Raw genomic sequence first — 16,141 nt, forward strand, 5'->3', positions numbered from 1 at the left:
AATCACCGCCTAAACGTAATTAAATTGAGTGACAAAATCACTCACAGTACCAAGAATATCATCTTTTATATCATCATTCATGTCACCCGACAACTTTTTTAAAACTAGAGGGTGAACAGTTTGAAAATAATTGATAAGATCACACTCGAACCTATTGATGTTGCTCACCTGTACCTTATTTAATTGACCATACAGATTAGAAAAGATATACATAAGCAATACTTGCTCTTCTATTTGCATAGGTGAATACTGTTTTTGCTTTAATAATTCAATAAGGTATTTACCTTTGTTTAAGGACAATTGAACAGTAGCATCAAGATCAGAACCAAATTTAGCAAAGTCTTCCAGTTCTCTATATTGGGCCAAACTCAGCTTTATAGAACCAGCAACTTTTTTCACAGATTTCAATTGTGCAGCAGAGCCAACCCGAGAAACCGATAAACCTATATTCACTGCAGGGCGAAATCCTTTGTGAAACAATTCAGACTCAAGAAAAATTTGTCCATCGGTAATTGAAATCACATTAGTTGAAACATATGCAGATACATCACCAGCCTGAGTCTCAATAATCGGCAAAGCAGTCAAAGATCCCTGTCCTTTTTCATCAGACATTTTGGCAGCTCTTTCAAGCAAGCGAGAGTGTACATAGAATATATCTCCAGGATAAGCTTCACGACCAGGAGGACGTCTGAGCAATAAGGACATCTGCCTATATGCCACAGCATGCTTAGATAAATCATCATATACCACCAAGCAATGCATTCCATTATCACGGAAAAATTCTCCAATAGTGCAACCGGTATAAGGTGCTAAAAATTGCATAAGCGCGCAGTCAGATGCGCTAGCTACAACTACGGTTGTATACTCTAATGCTCCACTTTCTTTTAGCTTATTCACCACTTTTGCTACTGTCGAAATTTTTTGTCCAATAGCAACATAAACACAGTAAATTTTTTGATTTTCGTTTACCTCATCATTAATCTTCTTCTGATTGATAATAGTATCAATCGCAATAGTGGTTTTACCAATTTGTCTATCGCCAATAATTAATTCACGTTGCCCTCTACCTATAGGAATCAACAAATCTATAATTTTAATTCCTGTCTGCAGAGGTTCATGCACAGATTTACGGTCAATAATACCTGGCGCTTTAGATTCTATATACATTTTGTTCTTGGCTCTAATTTCTTCGCCATCGTCTATAGGATCGCCTAATGCATTTACAACTCTTCCTAATAATTCATGACCTACAGGCACCTGTACAACATCACCACTACATTTTACAACGTCCCCTTCTTTTACATCACGATCATTGCCAAGCACAACTATTCCAGCTGTATCATGATCTAAATTAAGAACTATTCCTTCTACATCGCTTGCAAAAGATACCTTTTCACCAAATTTTGCTTTTTCCAGCCCATAGACCAATGTGATACCATCCGTTACTGAAATTACTTCACCTATATTTTCTCGTTTTATAGGATTATCAAATGTCTCAACCTTCTCTTTTATTATGTTTACTACTTCAGAGGCATTTATGCTATTCTTCATATACAATTCCTTATTTTCAACATTTCCATTTTACTCAAATCAACCAATCTATCCAAATAACTCTTAAGCGAAGCATCAATCAAGTTAAAACCATACCTAACTACGAAGCCACCTAGTATAGAAGGATCAACCACATTATTGACTTTTATTATTTTACCAAGAAAGTTCAAAGATTCAGTAATTATTTTTATATCAGGTTTCTTTAAAACCCCTGCTGATTTTATAGTAATTTCCAATTCGTTTTCACTTTCCCTTACAAGATTTAAGAATTTTTCTAATATAAGGATTAATAAACGGGAGCGCTTGTTTGCAAGTGTAACCATAATAAATTTGACTAAATTTTCACTCAAGTTCTCATTTATAGAAAGTATCGCTTCTTTTTTATGCAAAAGAGAAACCATAGGATGAGATAGATACACAAAAACATCTTGATCTTTAAAAAAAGCTAACAAAAATTCTACTTCTTTTCTTATAATACCTAATCTGCTTCCTGAGACATGAAACAGTGCTCTAGCATAAGATGAAACTAAATTATTGTTTTTCATATTAAATTACCTATTCTAGTAAATCTAAGTTATTTAAGCTACCATTCCTCAATTCAAGCATTTTTTATATAAATAGGTCTTCTCCTTAAGGAAAGAAAACATAAATCATATCTGACTGAATAATCTAAAAAATCAAGATTTTTACTTAAGAAATATTTAGAAGAATTTATAATAGACTGACACTGAAAATGAGATATCGGTACTTCTTTTCCAAATAAACTTGTTTTAACTTCTATAAAAATCAGCTCCTTTTTTTTAGATACAATTAAGTCAATTTCACCCAACTTACAACGGAAGCGACGTTTTGTAACATTATAGAATTTCAGCTTTAAATATATCGAAACTAACAATTCTCCAAAGTAACCTACAAAATAGCGTAACCTACTTACCATAAAAAGAATAATTAGCTTTGTGTAACTACTTTGCTTCCTTTTTTATTTTTACTATAAATCTCACCTTTTGCTGAAATATCTCTATCAACTAGCTCTATCACTGCCATTGAAGCGCAATCACCCTTTCGAGTACCAAATTTTATTATTCTAGAATATCCACCTTTACGGTCTTGATAACGATTAGCTAGAACGCTTAATAATTTATCAACTACTAACTTACTATTATGAAGACGTGAAAGCAAAAGCCTTCTACCATGTAAAGAATCGTTATTCTTAGCAATTGTAATAAACTTTTCCACATATGGACGAAGTGCTTTAGCCTTTGGTAAAGTAGTTACAATCTGCTCATGATTAATTAACGAGATAGATAGATTCTTTAACATTGATAACCTATGCTCGGTACAACGAGACAGTTTATTTTTCTTTATTCCATGTTTCATATACTACCTAATCCTCATCAGTATGTTGTTTAGCCAGTTCATCTATATCCTTAGGAGGCCAATTTGGTATATTCATACCCAAAGACAAATCTGAATTATTTAAAATTGCCTTGATTTCATTCAAAGACTTTCGTCCAAAATTAGCAGTTCTTAACATTTCAACTTCCGTCTTTTGCACAAGATCACCTATATAAGTGATATTTTCATTTTTCAAACAGTTATGGGATCTAACAGATAATTCCATTTCATCTACTTTACGCAATAGAACAGGATCATAGCCCAAATCTTTAGCACCACTAGACAAAGAAACTTGCGATTTTTTATAACTCATATCAGAACTAATAAAAGGCTGAAATTGCTCCTGTAATATTCTTGCAGCATAGTCAACAGCTTGACTTGGAGAGATTGTACCATCAGTTTCAATTGACAATATCAGCTTATCTTTATCAGTAACTTGACCAACACGACTATTCTCTACTCTATACGAAACCCTCTCAACAGGACTATATAAAGCATTAACTGGAATAAAACCAATTAAATCTTGTTCATTCATAGACTTTAAAAATTCATTTTCTTTATATTTATTTACAGAAAGATAACCTTTTCCACTAGCAACATATATAGTAATGTTAAGCTCCACATCTTGACCTAGTGTACATATCACCAAATCTTTATTAACAATAGAGCATTGGTCATCAGTTTCTATCATTCCAGCTAATACTTGACAAGGCCCTTTAGCGCTCAAATTTAAGCACTTATTAGACGTGTTATTTAGCTTACATCTCAACATGCCCATATTTAATGCTATATCAGTTATGTCTTCCCTAACTCCTTGGATCGAAGTAAATTCATGATTCACGCCTTCAATTTTTACTCCATAAACAGCACTACCGCGAAGAGAAGACAACATTACACGCCTTAATGCATGACCCAACGTTAAAGCAAAACCACTTTCCAAAGGTTCTAGAACTATATCACTTTTTTTACTTGAATCACCTGATATTACCTTAATCGCATTAGGCTTAGTTAATCTATCTAAATTTGCACAGAAAGAAACACTATCACTATAATACATACAAAAACCTTCCAAATATCCTATACTCTTCTTTTTTTCCTTAATCTACACCCATTATGAGGTATCGCCGTTTTATCTGCAATTGAAGTGACAGTCAATCCACAATTCCGAAGTGCTTTAACTGCAGCTTCTGCACCAAAACCAGGGCCACGAATTATTACAGAAACAACCTTCATACCAAATCTCTCTATTACTTTCTTCGCAGCAGAATCGGCAACCTTACCTGCAGCATAAGGTGTGGATTTTCTCGAACCAGAAAAACCAGATGCACCAACAGAAGTCTGGTAAAGCGTATTACCACAAACATCAGTCACATTTACAAAAGTATTATTAAAAGTTGCACGAATATGGACAATACCAGTAATAAACCTTTTTGTATTCTTACCAACCGTTTTAACTTTTTTCATAAAAACTCACGATAATAACAAATTTTATTTTTTCCCAGCAATAGGCAATTTAGATCTGCCTTTACGAGTTTTAGCATTAGTATGGGTTCTTTGTCCCCTCACAGGCAAACCTTTTCTATGCCTTAATCCTCTATAGCAACCGATTTCCATTAAAAATTTTATATCCATAGCCACTTTTTTTCTGAGCTCACCCTCTATGACATATTTTTGCCTAATAAAACTACTAATTTTCTCTATATCTTCATCTTGTAATTCTGAAACACGCTTACGCTCATCAATTTTACAGCTACGACAAATGATATTCGCAGTAGTAATACCTATACCATGTATATAAGTTAATGCAAAAGGAATACACTTCTTCACTGGAACATTTATGCCTGCAATACGTGCCACTGATACCTCGATACTTTATTAATAATAACTCTTAATTTATACCATAAAACAACTTATAGTCAAATCAAATTACAAGAAATTTTACTTTCAATCTCTTGCATTACTCTATCAACACTCAAATTAGCGTTAATTGTTAACAACTTGCCCTTATAATATTCGTGCAAACCCTTCATCTGAAAATGATATTCTCTTATCCTCTTATTAATTGCAAGCATATTAGCATCATCAATTCTCTTCTCCAATCTCGTACTTTTACATTTAGCACAAGTAGTATTTTTAAAAGAAGATATACTATATATACTTTTACAATCTAAACAAGTAAGACGATCTTTTAATCTATCAATTGCAATATTATCGTCAAGCTGCAACTCAATTACAAGATCAACATCCCTATTGCATCTTTTTTGCAAAACTTGAGTTAAAAAATGAGCTTGATTTAAATTTCTTGGAAAACCATCTAACAAAAAATCACCATCTATTAATGCAAGCTGGTCACACAATAATTTACATATAACTTCATCTTGAATTAAATTACCAGATTCAACAGTATCCTTTATTCCTTTACCTAATTTACTCCCACTAGATATAATATTCCTTAATAAATCTCCTACTGAAACTAATTTAAAATTATACTTTGCTATTAACAAACTGGACTGAGTACCCTTACCAGAGCCAGGAGGACCAAAAATTGTAGTAATCACTTTAGTCTCCTTGTTTTAGACTCATATTTCTTTATCCAACTATCGTACCTATTTGAAAAAACATAAGATTGTACTTGCATAATAGTATCAGTAATAACGTTAACTATAATCAGCAAGCTCGTCCCACCAAAAATAAATGGTATATCATAATGATACCTCATAATTTCAGGTATAGTACATATTACCACCAAATACGCAGACCCAATAAATGTTAATTTAAAAACTATATCTTGAAGATAATCAGAAGTATGTTTTCCAGGCCCTCTACCAGGAATAAAACCACCATTTTTCCTAAGAAAATCAGCATTTTCCTCTGGATTAAATATAAAATTGGTATAGAAAAAATTAAAAAGTACTATGAGTATTAAGTAAGTTATAATGTACATCACTTTATTTGCCATAAAGTAGTTTAAAATAAAATCAGCAATGGCATGACCTTTATAGAAATTTGCTATTGAAATAGGCGTTAATAAAATTGCGTTAGCAAAAATAGTTGGTATTACACCAGATAAATTGATCTTCAATGGAATGTAAGTAAAATCATCATTATGTAATTTTTTAAACTGTTTTTTGGGATATTGAACAATTACCTTTCTATAAGAAGATTCTGTAAAAATGACTAAGAGGAGAAGTAAAAAAAACAATGCTATAACAAAAAGGGTAATGAAAAACGACATACTACCATTTTTATTTAATGTTAGCAGAGATGATAAAGCATTATGTAATTCAGATGTTATGCCAGTAAAAATGATTAATGAGATACCATTGCCTATACCGCTCACACTGATCCGCTCACCAAGCCATATTAAAAATATAGTTCCGCCTAAAAGGCTAAAGACACCTATAGTACGAAACATAATACCAGGTTCAACTACAACTAATACCCCTTCTCTATTCATTCTTTCTAACCCTGTTAAGATCGTAATTGATTGAAAGATACAAAACACTATAGTCATATAGCGTATATAAGAATTCATCTTTCGACGTCCTAACTCTCCGTCATTTTTAATTTCATTGATTCCTTTAACGGCAGAAGACAATAATTGCATAACTATGGATGCAACTATGTATGGCATAACGTTTAACGCCAAGATCGTCATTCTAGCTAAAGCGCCACCAGAAAATAAATTAAATACTCCAAAAATACCAGAATTCTCTTTTGAAAATATATCATTGATTATATCAAAATTAATTCCAGGAATAGGAACATAAGTGCCTAAACGATAACAAACTAAAGCCATCAGCGTAAAAAATATACGCTTTAGTAAATCAGCTTTATATAATAACGTAGAATCCAAACTATCAAATGCAAATTTACTGTTCATAATTCATGATAGTATTTCTACACTACCACCAACTGAAGCTACAGATCTTTTTGCAGCTTCTGATGCAAAATCAACATGAAACACAAATTTCTCGCTTAATTTACCCTTATTAAGAAGTTTGATTTTACTTTTTACAGATCTGATAAAACCTAATTTATGCAGTAGCTCCTTATCTATTATAGAATCCTTGACTATTTTTTTAGCTTCCATTAAGCACTGTACATCACCAACATTAAATATAGAGTATAAGTTTTTGCGTATAGGCTTAAAACCTCTTTTAGGTAAACGAGTATATATAGACTGCTGTCCACCTTCAAAACCATTTATAGAAACGCCACTTCTCGCTTTCTGCCCTTTATGCCCCCTACCGGATGTTTTACCTTTACCGCAACCAATACCTCTACCTAATAATTTAGGCTTCTTTTTCTCAGATAATTTGGTAAATATAGAATTTAATTTCACAGCATCATTCATAGTTTACCTATTTCCAACTATCTCACTAATCTTTTTACCCCTCTTACCTGCCACTTGGCGAGGAGATAACATAACATTAAAAGCCTTAAATACTGCACATATAATATTATGAGGATCATTTGATCTAGTAGACTTAGCTACCACATCCTTTATACCTAATACCTCAAAAACCGACCTCATTGCTCCACCAGCAATAATACCTGTTCCAGTTCTTGCAGCTCTTAAAACTATCTCACCAGAACAAAATTTAGCTTTAATATCATGATGTAAAGTTCTACCTTCACGTAAGTACACCCTAATCATCGACTTCTTTGCAGCATTTACAGCTTTCACTCTTGCTTCAGCAACCTCTGCGTGTTTACCTATTCCACATCCTACCCTACCCTTACCATCACCAACAACAACCAAAGTTGAAAATGAAAATCTTCTACCACCTTTAGTAACCGTTGTTACCCTTCGGACTGAAACCAAAAGTTCTGATAAATCAGAATTATTTTGTAAATTCTTTACAACCATACTTTAAACCTTCTAAAATTCAAATCTAGAGCTTCTTAAAGCTTCAGCAAATTGAGAAATCAATCCTGTATACTTATATGCCCCCCGATCAAAGACGAACCGCTGCTGCAATTTTGTACTAGGGAGACGCTCAATCAATAAAGAAGAAACCTGTTTTATAGTTTCAGCATTGACCCTACCTTTACATACATTCCTAATTTTATCATCCAAAGTAGAAGCAGAAGCTAGGGTTGTTCCTTTTGCATCGTTAATCAACTGAACGTAAAAATGTTTATTAGACTTAAATATGGATACACGTAAACGCCCAGCGCTCTTATCGAGCTTCGCTCTATTACGAAGTTTCCTTTTTTCATAGCTACTTAAAAAATTATACAATCTTTTCATTTTAATTACTTCTTTTTATTTACAACCTTACGCAGCATAAATTTGCCTTTTATTACAATACCCTTACCTTTATAAGGATCATATTTTCTAATTTTGCATATATCAGAAGCCACCATATAGACTTTTTGCTTATCCATACCGCGAATCACTAAATGAGTTGGCTTTATACACTTAATCTCAACGTCTTTAGGCACTTTATACTTAATATTATGACTATAACCAAGATATAAAGTCAAATACTTATCATCACATTCTGCTTTATACCCTACACCATTAATCTCAAGATCAACAGAAAAATCATTAACCATACCGTTAATCATGTTATTAATATTACTTCTATAAGTGCCCCATATAGATTTTATTTTATTATAATCATCCCTGCCTTGATCAACAGAAAGTAACAATTGATTATCAACTATCTGACACAGAATGCCACTACACAAGTTCAGCTCTTTTTCTGCCCTAACACTTCTTATTAATACCCTACCATTATTATATTCAACTGAAAGATCAGCAGGAATATTGATAGGTGCGGCACCTATACGAGACATACATTTCTCCTATCATTTAAAATACACGACACAAAACTTCTCCACCAACTTTTAATCTACGTGCATTATAATCGGTCATCACTCCTTTCGGCGTAGATATAATAAAAATTCCAAGACCATTATATGCTTTAGAAATGTCCTTAGACTTAGAATAATAACGACAACCGGGCTTTGATACCCTAGCTATATCATTAATCACAGGTGATTTATCATAATACTTCAACTGCACAACAAGCGAAGGGACACTATCACTCTCTTGCTTTTTATAATTAAGAATATACCCTTCCTCTTTTAAGATCTTCAATATAGAAGAATTCACTTTAGAGAATAGGACTCTTGTTTCCCTATGCATTGCCAATTGAGCATTACGTATTCTTGTTAAAAAATCACCGATACCATCAGATAACGACACTATTACACTCCTTATATCACATTTACCAACTAGATTTTGTAACCCCTGGAACTTGTCCAAAAGAACACAAATCACGTAAAACAATCCTACATAAACCAAATTTTCTATATACCCCTCTCGGCCTACCAGTTAAAGCGCATCTATTCCTAATTCTGATTTTAGAAGAATCCTTAGGCAATTTTTTAATCAGCTTACTTTGAGCTGCAAACCTTTTTGCAATAGATAAATCCTTATTATTCATTATAGATTTTAATTCTTCCCTTCTCTCCCTATACTGATCGCATAACTTTATTCTACGAAGATTCTTCTGTATCATGGATTTTTTTGCCATATATATTTTCTCTCAATTATCAAAAAAAGGGAATTTAAGAGCCAGTAATAATTCCTTTGCTTCCTTATCACTAACTGCACTTGTTATAATATTAATATCCATACCTCTAATTTTGCTTATTTTATCATAGTCTATTTCTAAAAATGATATATGCTCCTTGATACCAAAGGAAAAATTACCATGACCATCAAATTGCTTCACACTAAACCCTCTAAAATCTTTTTCCCTTGGCAAAGCAATATATATTAATCTTTCTAAGAATTCATACATTTTATTTCTACGCAAAGTCACTTTACAACCTACAGTTGCACCTTTTCTAATTTTGAAACCAGAAATAGATTTTTTTGCAAAGGTTAACACAGGCTTTTGCCCAGCAATCAAATGTAGATTATCAAATGGCTCATTTATCGCTTTATTGTCCGTAGCAGCATCTCCAACGCCCATATTGATACAGACCTTGACAAGTTTAGGCACTTGCATTACATTGCCATAGTTAAACTTATCCTTTAAAGATTTTACTATATTATCTTTATACAATTGTTTAAACATATCAACCTAATCTATCACTTCTCCAGAAACTTTTGCAAAACGCACTTTTCTACCATCTATAATCTTAAATCCTACTTTAGTTGGAGTTTTATACTTAGGATCCAATATTGCAACATTGGATACATCAATAGCTAACTCTTTATTCAATATACCACCACTACCAGCTCTTGGTTTAGTATGTCTCTTACACACATTTACGCCAGAAACAACTATTTTCTTTTTAGCATCACGTATTATAACTTTAATTACCTTACCAATTTTTCTCTTATCTTTACCAGTTAAAACTATAATATCATCACCACTTTTTATTTTAGCACTCATTATAAAACCTCATCAGCTAATGACATTATTTTCATAAAAGAACCAGATAATAACTTTTTTACTGGACCAAATACCCGAGTGCCAAGTGGTTCACCTTGATCATTAATTAAAACCACAGCATTGCTAGAAAAACGAATTACAGAACCATCAGATTTCTTAACACTATTTTTTACTCTAACAACAACTGCTTTATATACTTTTCCTTTTTCAACTTTACCTTTTGGGTTAATAGACTTAGTAGATATAATAATCGTATCACCTACAGATGCAGATTTCCTACCACCTAACAAGCCAATACAAAGCACTGCACGCGCACCAGAATTATCAGCTACTTCTAACAATGTATTTTTTTGAATCATATAAATACCTATTCCTTTTTAGCTATTGATAACAACCCATTTTTTAGTAACAGAAATAGGCTTATGTTCCTGTATTAAAACCCTATCTCCCTTTTTGCAACTATTATTCTCATCATGTGCTGTATACTTCTTGTATTTTTTAATAACTTTTTTATACAGCCTATCCTGATACACTTGTAACACCGAAACTTTTACAGTCTTATCAGACTCAGCATTAGTTACGACACCACAAAAAACCTTCTTAGGCATTTTTTCCCTCTTTCTTTCTTCTATTCAATACAGTTAGACTACGAGCTATGCTCTTTCTTATTAAGCTAAAACGTGAAAAATTGTTGCACTGGCCCAGCTTTTTTTGAAAAGCCAAATTAACAAATTCTTTCCTCAAATTCACAAGAAGTTCATGTAATCCTTGTGAAGATTCTGATTCAAATTTAACTATATCCATTGCAACTCCATTCAATTATGCTTAGATATAAATTTACACTTCATAGGAAGCTTAGCAGTCGCTTTTTCAAGCGCCAATCTTGCTAAATGCATGGGAACATCACTACTAATTTCAAACAAAACCCTACCGGGCTTAGCTTTAAATACCCAAAATTCAACACTACCTTTCCCTTTACCCATACGTACATCTGCTGGCTTTTTACTAACTGGGGTATCAGGAAAAATTCTTATCCACAATTTACCAGAGCGTTTTAACGTTCTAGATATTACGCGCCTTGCAGTTTCAATATGCTTAGACTGAACCTTACCTACTTCCATAGCTTTTAATCCATAATCTCCAAAAGACAGCGTGCTACCACCCTTAGCATTACCCTTGATTCTCCCCTTAAATGACTTTTTATATTTACTCTTTTTGGGAACAAACATTTCAATATACCTTAACTACCAACATAAACCCAAACTTTAACTCCTATAGTACCACATATAGTCTTCGCTTCACAAAAAGCATAATCTATATTAGCACGCAAAGTGTGTAAAGGCAAACGACCTTCTTTGTACCATTCAGTACGAGCTATTTCAGCTCCACCAAGACGCCCAGAGCAACTTACTTTAATACCCTCAGCACCCATCTTCAAACAATTTTGAATAGCTTTTTTCATCGCTCTTCTACATGAAATCCTTTTTTCTAGCTGATGTGTAATACTCCTTGATATTAAAGCTGCATCTATTTCAGACTTTTTAACTCCTACTATATTCACTTCGACACTACTTTCTACTTTTTTAGCTATTTTTTGCTTTATCTTCTCAACATCTAAACCCTTCTTACCTATTATAACTCCAGGCTTAGAAGAATGTATTATTACAGACACTAAATTAACTGTACGCTCTACAATTACTTTAGAAATACCAGCATGCTTAAAGGATTCATTTATATAACTGCGAATAAATAGATCGTGATGCAATCTCTGTTTATAATCGTCTGTAGCACACCAAACAGAATCCCAGGTATTACTATTTACTTGTAATCTAAATACTTTAGGATTAACCTTTTGTCCCATATTTTTACACTTTTCTTATTAACTTTCCATTTCTATAAATCATACAATTTCTTTCAGTTTTATAGTTATATTACTATAAAATTTACTCATTCTATTAGCCCTACCCATAGCTTTTGGATATACTCTACGCAAAGTAAGGGACTTACCTATTAAAATTTCCTTTATATATAAATTATCAATATTCAATCCATAATTATTTTGAGCATTAGAAATTGCAGAATTCAACACTTTCATTATAAAACCAGCAGCTTTTTTTTCACAAAATCTTAATTGTACATTAGCAAAAGAAACTTTTTTATTACGTACTAAATCAGCAACCAAATTCAATTTGCGAGGAGTCGATTTTAAAACCCTAGAACCAGCCTCAACTATTATATCCCTATTTTTCATATCAATTACCTATCTTCTTGTTGCCTTTTTATCACCACCGTGCCCAGTAAATTTACGAGTAGGTGAAAATTCACCAAATTTATGACCTATCATATTCTGATTATCAACACTAACAGGAATGTAATCTTTACCATTATAAACAGCAAACTTTAAACCCAAACAATTAGGAAGAATTACAGAAGCCCTGGAATGAATTTTTATCACCTTATTAATAGAACCCTCTTTTAAAGCTCTCTGAACTAATCTTAGTACAGATGGGTGTAAAAAAGGTGGTTTCCATACAGATCTACTCATAAATTAACCTTTCAATTTTTTTATATACTTATCACTAGATTTATTTTTTTTCCTAGTTTTGTTTCCTTTTGTTGCAACACCCCAAGGAGTAACAGGATGACGACCGCCAGAAGTTTTTCCCTCTCCACCTCCATGAGGATGGTCAACCGGATTCATTGCAACTCCACGTACAGTAGGTCTAATCCCAAGCCACCTACTTCTCCCAGCTTTACCCAACTTTCTATTCTTATGGTCAAGGTTAGATACTACACCAATAGTAGCCTTGCAAGAAGATAAAATCAACCTAATTTGACCAGACCTAAGCCGCAATAAAACATATTGACCATCACAACCAACAATTTGCGCACAACAACCCGCAGCTCTAGCAATTACAGCACCACCACCTGGCTTCAATTCAACGTTATGAACAAAAGAACCAACAGGTATATATTTCAACAATAAACAATTACCTGGCAGAATATCAGCATCATCTCCAGCTGTCACAACATCACCAAGCTTCATACCTTGAGGAGCTAATATATAAGATTTAGTATCATCTTCCTTATATGATATTAATGCTAAAAACCCACTTCTATTTGGATCATACTCTATTTTCTCAACTATACCCTGATCACTTCTATTACGTTTAAAATCTATAACTCTATACTTCTTCTTGTGACCACCACCCCTGTGACGAGTTGTAATTCTACCATGATTATTTCTTCCACCACTGGATTTCTTACCAAATACAAGAGACTTCTCCGGCTTATCTTTTGATAAACCAATTTTACTTATTAATATAGTCCCACGAGAAGACGGAGTAACAGGATTAAAAAATTTCATACCCATATTAAACGCTCATTATATCTAATTTTTGACCATCTATCAAAGAAAAATAAACCTTTTTTCTCTGTTTTTTACAACCAACCACACCTCTGAAACGTCTATATTTAGGTTTAACTCTAATAACATTTATAGAAGAAATTCTGACATTAAATAAAGACTCTATTGCCGATTTTATTTGACGCTTATTTACATTTACAAAAACATACAAAGAGTATTTATTAAACTTCTCTCTTAAAAGAGAAGCCTTTTCTGTGATTACAGGAGATTTTATTATATTATTATATTTAATCATAACAATCTACCTTCAAGATGCTTTAAAGTGTCTTTTGTTAACATCACGCATTCATGATTCAATATATCAAAAACATTTAACCCAATAGGTTTGATTAAATCTACATAATGCAAATTTTTAGCAGCACGTAAAAAATCATCTCCATAATCACCAACTATTAAAAAAGAAGAAAATTTAAAATTTTTAATATATTCACACATTTTAGATGTTTTCTTCACATCAACATTTAAATTATCAAGAACAATAACTTGATTATTTAAATATTTTAGAGATAAAGCAATTTTCAAACCAAGTTTACGTACTTTTTTATTAAGAGAATAAGCATGACTCCTCACAACAGGACCAAAAATAATTCCACCACCTCTAAACTGAGGAGATCGCAAGCTCCCCTGTCTCGCTCTACCGGTACGTTTTTGACCATACGGCTTAGCTGTTGTACCAGAAATATCACTGATACCCTTTGTTTTATGAGCACCAACTCTTCTCTTTGCTAATTGCCATCTCACTATATCATGCAAAATACTCAATTTTTGCTTGGCAGAAAATATCAAGGGATTAAGCTCAACACTACCTACATTATTATTAGATAGATCAACTAATTCACATTCCATAACTAACTCACCAAATTATTAGCATCATCACTCATATTCAACAGCAGACCTACTGGAAAAGGAACATCTTTATGTAAAGGCTTTTTAACTGCATCTCTCACAAAAACATAAGAGTTTTTAAACCCAGGAACATTATTACCCTTTACAACAATTATGCTATTTTCATAATCAATGGATAATATTTTCATATTCTGTACAGTTACTCTGCTATTACCTAAATGACCAGCCATTTTCTTCCCCTTGAATACTCTACCAGGATCTTGACATTGACCAGTAGAACCTTGTGATCTATGAGCAATAGAAACGCCATGAGATGCCCTAAGCCCACTGAAGTTATGCCGCTTCATCACACCAGCAAACCCTTTGCCTAAAGAATAACCCGTAATGTCAAGATATTGACCAACTACAAAATGATTAACCTCCACCTTTTTACCACATTCTATTCCGAATAGATCAGTTAATCTACTTTCGTATAATTTACATTTACTATTTATACCCTTTTTCTTTAAATATTCCAACTGAGGTTTTGCTATTTTTTTTAAATCTCCCGTGCCTAAAATGACTGAATTATAGCCACATTTATCTTGTCCTTTTATATCGATAATATAAGTTTCGCTGAGATGCAATAAGGTTACAGCCATACGACTATTATCAAAATACATAGCAGTATGGCCAACATTCGTCATTAACAAACCAATTCTCCTAAGCGAATTTATTCTCTTCATTTCCTTTTCCTAAATATTAACTTCCTTAACCTTTAAATCCGCTTCTACACCAGCAGAAAAAGATAAATCTGCAAGCATCTTCATCATAGTAGAAGTAGGATTATGTACAATAATTAACCGCTTAGAAATTCTCATTTCAAATTGCTCACGAGATTTTTTATCAACATGAGGAGACCTATTAACAGTAAATTTAGAATCTTTTCTTGGCAACGCAATCGGACCAGATAAATCTGCATTAAACTGCTTTAATTGATCAATAAATTCGCGAATACACTTTTCCAATAAAGAACAATCGAAAGCTTTGATTCTAATATATATATCTTGCTTCATCTTAGTTATTATACTCATTCTAAAATTTCTGAAACAACGCCAGAACCAACAGTTCTACCACCTTCTCTTATCGCAAAACGCAATCCTTTATCCATTGCTATTGGTACTTGCAACTCCACTTCTATACTTACATTGTCTCCTGGCATTACCATCTCCTTTCAAGTGTTCTTGGCTTTGTCCTCTTCCTGCAAGACTTCAGATCTGCTACAATAATCTCAAACTTTCCTCGACTTATATCACTTGGATATAAACTTCCCATATCCTACTTTATCCTCTCATTCTATCCCTTTTTTGAGATCACGTACAGGTTCTTAGAAGCTAGTGCAAAAAGTTTCCTTGAGAGAGCAAAATTATTGTCTTTTGCTGCACAAGATGAAATATGTGAAAACCAAGATTTAGTGTATTTTTAATCACAATAGGGGTTTTATATAAGGTTTTTATGTTTT

At 32.8% G+C, this 16,141-nt stretch carries 29 protein-coding genes and 1 pseudogene; all 30 read right to left on the minus strand.

What is annotated here, in order from left to right:
- Positions 1-9 precede the first annotated feature (9 nt).
- Entirely contained in the window at positions 10-1,551 is a 1,542-nt protein-coding gene (gene atpA / locus JSQ73_RS01835) for a F0F1 ATP synthase subunit alpha (RefSeq protein WP_214250038.1), read from the minus strand.
- Positions 1,548-2,096 (minus strand): ATP synthase F1 subunit delta, encoded by a 549-nt coding sequence (gene atpH, locus JSQ73_RS01840; RefSeq protein ID WP_214250037.1) that lies wholly within the window; start codon positions 2,094-2,096, stop codon positions 1,548-1,550. Before atpH ends, atpA begins: the two co-directional genes overlap by 4 nt.
- Before the next feature lie 53 nt (positions 2,097-2,149).
- Positions 2,150-2,488: a YraN family protein gene (locus JSQ73_RS01845; RefSeq protein WP_214250036.1), complete on the minus strand. Its 339-nt coding sequence runs from the start codon at positions 2,486-2,488 to the stop codon at positions 2,150-2,152.
- A gap of 11 nt (positions 2,489-2,499) precedes the next feature.
- Complete coding sequence (gene rplQ / locus JSQ73_RS01850; RefSeq protein ID WP_214250035.1) at positions 2,500-2,928, minus strand: 50S ribosomal protein L17; 429 nt, start codon at positions 2,926-2,928, stop codon at positions 2,500-2,502.
- 7 nt (positions 2,929-2,935) lie between these two features.
- Positions 2,936-4,003, minus strand: a complete 1,068-nt coding sequence (locus tag JSQ73_RS01855) for a DNA-directed RNA polymerase subunit alpha (RefSeq protein WP_214250044.1) — start codon at positions 4,001-4,003, stop codon at positions 2,936-2,938.
- Positions 4,004-4,023: 20 nt separating this feature from the next.
- On the minus strand, positions 4,024-4,410 hold the full coding sequence (gene rpsK / locus JSQ73_RS01860; RefSeq protein WP_214250034.1) for a 30S ribosomal protein S11: 387 nt from the start codon (positions 4,408-4,410) through the stop codon (positions 4,024-4,026).
- 24 nt (positions 4,411-4,434) lie between these two features.
- Positions 4,435-4,803 (minus strand): 30S ribosomal protein S13, encoded by a 369-nt coding sequence (gene rpsM, locus JSQ73_RS01865; RefSeq protein ID WP_214250033.1) that lies wholly within the window; start codon positions 4,801-4,803, stop codon positions 4,435-4,437.
- A gap of 59 nt (positions 4,804-4,862) precedes the next feature.
- Positions 4,863-5,504 carry an adenylate kinase family protein gene (locus JSQ73_RS01870; RefSeq protein WP_214250032.1) on the minus strand — a complete coding sequence of 214 codons (642 nt, stop codon included), beginning with the start codon at positions 5,502-5,504 and terminating at the stop codon, positions 4,863-4,865.
- Positions 5,501-6,829 (minus strand): preprotein translocase subunit SecY, encoded by a 1,329-nt coding sequence (gene secY, locus JSQ73_RS01875; protein WP_214250031.1) that lies wholly within the window; start codon positions 6,827-6,829, stop codon positions 5,501-5,503. Before secY ends, JSQ73_RS01870 begins: the two co-directional genes overlap by 4 nt.
- A gap of 3 nt (positions 6,830-6,832) precedes the next feature.
- Positions 6,833-7,303 (minus strand): 50S ribosomal protein L15, encoded by a 471-nt coding sequence (gene rplO / locus JSQ73_RS01880; RefSeq protein ID WP_214250030.1) that lies wholly within the window; start codon positions 7,301-7,303, stop codon positions 6,833-6,835.
- 3 nt (positions 7,304-7,306) lie between these two features.
- Positions 7,307-7,819: a 30S ribosomal protein S5 gene (rpsE, locus tag JSQ73_RS01885; RefSeq protein ID WP_214250029.1), complete on the minus strand. Its 513-nt coding sequence runs from the start codon at positions 7,817-7,819 to the stop codon at positions 7,307-7,309.
- Positions 7,820-7,831: 12 nt separating this feature from the next.
- A complete protein-coding gene (locus JSQ73_RS01890) occupies positions 7,832-8,203 on the minus strand; it encodes a 50S ribosomal protein L18 (RefSeq protein ID WP_214250028.1) in 372 nt (123 codons plus the stop codon).
- Positions 8,204-8,208: 5 nt separating this feature from the next.
- Positions 8,209-8,754 (minus strand): 50S ribosomal protein L6, encoded by a 546-nt coding sequence (rplF, locus tag JSQ73_RS01895; RefSeq protein WP_214250027.1) that lies wholly within the window; start codon positions 8,752-8,754, stop codon positions 8,209-8,211.
- Between the two features lie 16 nt (positions 8,755-8,770).
- Positions 8,771-9,166 carry a 30S ribosomal protein S8 gene (gene rpsH, locus JSQ73_RS01900; protein WP_214250026.1) on the minus strand — a complete coding sequence of 132 codons (396 nt, stop codon included), beginning with the start codon at positions 9,164-9,166 and terminating at the stop codon, positions 8,771-8,773.
- A 22-nt stretch (positions 9,167-9,188) separates the two neighbouring features.
- Positions 9,189-9,497 (minus strand): 30S ribosomal protein S14, encoded by a 309-nt coding sequence (gene rpsN / locus JSQ73_RS01905; RefSeq protein ID WP_214250025.1) that lies wholly within the window; start codon positions 9,495-9,497, stop codon positions 9,189-9,191.
- Positions 9,498-9,509: 12 nt separating this feature from the next.
- A complete protein-coding gene (gene rplE / locus JSQ73_RS01910) occupies positions 9,510-10,046 on the minus strand; it encodes a 50S ribosomal protein L5 (protein ID WP_211907859.1) in 537 nt (178 codons plus the stop codon).
- Between the two features lie 6 nt (positions 10,047-10,052).
- A complete protein-coding gene (gene rplX / locus JSQ73_RS01915; protein ID WP_410543640.1) occupies positions 10,053-10,367 on the minus strand; it encodes a 50S ribosomal protein L24 in 315 nt (104 codons plus the stop codon).
- Positions 10,367-10,726, minus strand: a complete 360-nt coding sequence (rplN, locus tag JSQ73_RS01920; protein ID WP_007302542.1) for a 50S ribosomal protein L14 — start codon at positions 10,724-10,726, stop codon at positions 10,367-10,369. Before rplN ends, rplX begins: the two co-directional genes overlap by 1 nt.
- A gap of 18 nt (positions 10,727-10,744) precedes the next feature.
- Positions 10,745-10,975: a 30S ribosomal protein S17 gene (rpsQ, locus tag JSQ73_RS01925; RefSeq protein WP_214250024.1), complete on the minus strand. Its 231-nt coding sequence runs from the start codon at positions 10,973-10,975 to the stop codon at positions 10,745-10,747.
- A complete protein-coding gene (rpmC, locus tag JSQ73_RS01930) occupies positions 10,968-11,171 on the minus strand; it encodes a 50S ribosomal protein L29 (RefSeq protein WP_214250023.1) in 204 nt (67 codons plus the stop codon). The genes rpsQ and rpmC overlap by 8 nt, the downstream gene beginning before the upstream one ends.
- 11 nt (positions 11,172-11,182) lie before the next feature.
- On the minus strand, positions 11,183-11,596 hold the full coding sequence (rplP, locus tag JSQ73_RS01935) for a 50S ribosomal protein L16 (RefSeq protein WP_214250022.1): 414 nt from the start codon (positions 11,594-11,596) through the stop codon (positions 11,183-11,185).
- 11 nt (positions 11,597-11,607) lie between these two features.
- Positions 11,608-12,228 (minus strand): 30S ribosomal protein S3, encoded by a 621-nt coding sequence (gene rpsC / locus JSQ73_RS01940; protein WP_214250021.1) that lies wholly within the window; start codon positions 12,226-12,228, stop codon positions 11,608-11,610.
- A gap of 39 nt (positions 12,229-12,267) precedes the next feature.
- Positions 12,268-12,618: a 50S ribosomal protein L22 gene (rplV, locus tag JSQ73_RS01945; RefSeq protein ID WP_214250020.1), complete on the minus strand. Its 351-nt coding sequence runs from the start codon at positions 12,616-12,618 to the stop codon at positions 12,268-12,270.
- Positions 12,619-12,627: 9 nt separating this feature from the next.
- Complete coding sequence (gene rpsS, locus JSQ73_RS01950) at positions 12,628-12,912, minus strand: 30S ribosomal protein S19 (protein WP_010404687.1); 285 nt, start codon at positions 12,910-12,912, stop codon at positions 12,628-12,630.
- A 3-nt stretch (positions 12,913-12,915) separates the two neighbouring features.
- A complete protein-coding gene (gene rplB / locus JSQ73_RS01955; protein WP_214250019.1) occupies positions 12,916-13,740 on the minus strand; it encodes a 50S ribosomal protein L2 in 825 nt (274 codons plus the stop codon).
- A gap of 1 nt (position 13,741) precedes the next feature.
- Positions 13,742-14,029, minus strand: a complete 288-nt coding sequence (locus JSQ73_RS01960; RefSeq protein WP_010404680.1) for a 50S ribosomal protein L23 — start codon at positions 14,027-14,029, stop codon at positions 13,742-13,744.
- Positions 14,026-14,640: a 50S ribosomal protein L4 gene (gene rplD / locus JSQ73_RS01965; protein ID WP_214250018.1), complete on the minus strand. Its 615-nt coding sequence runs from the start codon at positions 14,638-14,640 to the stop codon at positions 14,026-14,028. The genes JSQ73_RS01960 and rplD overlap by 4 nt, the downstream gene beginning before the upstream one ends.
- Before the next feature lie 2 nt (positions 14,641-14,642).
- A complete protein-coding gene (gene rplC, locus JSQ73_RS01970; protein ID WP_214250017.1) occupies positions 14,643-15,365 on the minus strand; it encodes a 50S ribosomal protein L3 in 723 nt (240 codons plus the stop codon).
- A 9-nt stretch (positions 15,366-15,374) separates the two neighbouring features.
- Positions 15,375-15,695, minus strand: a complete 321-nt coding sequence (rpsJ, locus tag JSQ73_RS01975; protein ID WP_214250016.1) for a 30S ribosomal protein S10 — start codon at positions 15,693-15,695, stop codon at positions 15,375-15,377.
- 14 nt (positions 15,696-15,709) lie between these two features.
- Positions 15,710-15,850, minus strand: a pseudogene (locus JSQ73_RS01980) (EF-Tu C-terminal domain-related protein); the annotation flags it as partial.
- Positions 15,851-16,141 lie beyond the last annotated feature (291 nt).

Origin of the sequence: Wolbachia endosymbiont of Anopheles demeilloni (genome assembly GCF_018491735.2) — a bacterium.
GTDB lineage: Bacteria > Pseudomonadota > Alphaproteobacteria > Rickettsiales > Anaplasmataceae > Wolbachia.

What these genes read in the sequence shown, in the direction of transcription:
- atpA (WP_214250038.1), bottom strand. Translation starts at nt 1,551, where the DNA reads ATGAAGAATAGCATAAATGCCTCTGAAGTAGTAAACATAATAAAAGAG.
- atpH (WP_214250037.1), bottom strand. Translation starts at nt 2,096, where the DNA reads ATGAAAAACAATAATTTAGTTTCATCTTATGCTAGAGCACTGTTTCAT.
- JSQ73_RS01845 (WP_214250036.1), bottom strand. Translation starts at nt 2,488, where the DNA reads ATGGTAAGTAGGTTACGCTATTTTGTAGGTTACTTTGGAGAATTGTTA.
- rplQ (WP_214250035.1), bottom strand. Translation starts at nt 2,928, where the DNA reads ATGAAACATGGAATAAAGAAAAATAAACTGTCTCGTTGTACCGAGCAT.
- JSQ73_RS01855 (WP_214250044.1), bottom strand. Translation starts at nt 4,003, where the DNA reads ATGTATTATAGTGATAGTGTTTCTTTCTGTGCAAATTTAGATAGATTA.
- rpsK (WP_214250034.1), bottom strand. Translation starts at nt 4,410, where the DNA reads ATGAAAAAAGTTAAAACGGTTGGTAAGAATACAAAAAGGTTTATTACT.
- secY (WP_214250031.1), bottom strand. Translation starts at nt 6,829, where the DNA reads ATGAACAGTAAATTTGCATTTGATAGTTTGGATTCTACGTTATTATAT.
- rplO (WP_214250030.1), bottom strand. Translation starts at nt 7,303, where the DNA reads ATGAATGATGCTGTGAAATTAAATTCTATATTTACCAAATTATCTGAG.
- rpsE (WP_214250029.1), bottom strand. Translation starts at nt 7,819, where the DNA reads ATGGTTGTAAAGAATTTACAAAATAATTCTGATTTATCAGAACTTTTG.
- JSQ73_RS01890 (WP_214250028.1), bottom strand. Translation starts at nt 8,203, where the DNA reads ATGAAAAGATTGTATAATTTTTTAAGTAGCTATGAAAAAAGGAAACTT.
- rplF (WP_214250027.1), bottom strand. Translation starts at nt 8,754, where the DNA reads ATGTCTCGTATAGGTGCCGCACCTATCAATATTCCTGCTGATCTTTCA.
- rpsN (WP_214250025.1), bottom strand. Translation starts at nt 9,497, where the DNA reads ATGGCAAAAAAATCCATGATACAGAAGAATCTTCGTAGAATAAAGTTA.
- rplE (WP_211907859.1), bottom strand. Translation starts at nt 10,046, where the DNA reads ATGTTTAAACAATTGTATAAAGATAATATAGTAAAATCTTTAAAGGAT.
- rplX (WP_410543640.1), bottom strand. Translation starts at nt 10,367, where the DNA reads ATGAGTGCTAAAATAAAAAGTGGTGATGATATTATAGTTTTAACTGGT.
- rplN (WP_007302542.1), bottom strand. Translation starts at nt 10,726, where the DNA reads ATGATTCAAAAAAATACATTGTTAGAAGTAGCTGATAATTCTGGTGCG.
- rpsQ (WP_214250024.1), bottom strand. Translation starts at nt 10,975, where the DNA reads ATGCCTAAGAAGGTTTTTTGTGGTGTCGTAACTAATGCTGAGTCTGAT.
- rpmC (WP_214250023.1), bottom strand. Translation starts at nt 11,171, where the DNA reads ATGGATATAGTTAAATTTGAATCAGAATCTTCACAAGGATTACATGAA.
- rplP (WP_214250022.1), bottom strand. Translation starts at nt 11,596, where the DNA reads ATGTTTGTTCCCAAAAAGAGTAAATATAAAAAGTCATTTAAGGGGAGA.
- rpsC (WP_214250021.1), bottom strand. Translation starts at nt 12,228, where the DNA reads ATGGGACAAAAGGTTAATCCTAAAGTATTTAGATTACAAGTAAATAGT.
- rplV (WP_214250020.1), bottom strand. Translation starts at nt 12,618, where the DNA reads ATGAAAAATAGGGATATAATAGTTGAGGCTGGTTCTAGGGTTTTAAAA.
- rpsS (WP_010404687.1), bottom strand. Translation starts at nt 12,912, where the DNA reads ATGAGTAGATCTGTATGGAAACCACCTTTTTTACACCCATCTGTACTA.
- rplB (WP_214250019.1), bottom strand. Translation starts at nt 13,740, where the DNA reads ATGGGTATGAAATTTTTTAATCCTGTTACTCCGTCTTCTCGTGGGACT.
- JSQ73_RS01960 (WP_010404680.1), bottom strand. Translation starts at nt 14,029, where the DNA reads ATGATTAAATATAATAATATAATAAAATCTCCTGTAATCACAGAAAAG.
- rplD (WP_214250018.1), bottom strand. Translation starts at nt 14,640, where the DNA reads ATGGAATGTGAATTAGTTGATCTATCTAATAATAATGTAGGTAGTGTT.
- rplC (WP_214250017.1), bottom strand. Translation starts at nt 15,365, where the DNA reads ATGAAGAGAATAAATTCGCTTAGGAGAATTGGTTTGTTAATGACGAAT.
- rpsJ (WP_214250016.1), bottom strand. Translation starts at nt 15,695, where the DNA reads ATGAAGCAAGATATATATATTAGAATCAAAGCTTTCGATTGTTCTTTA.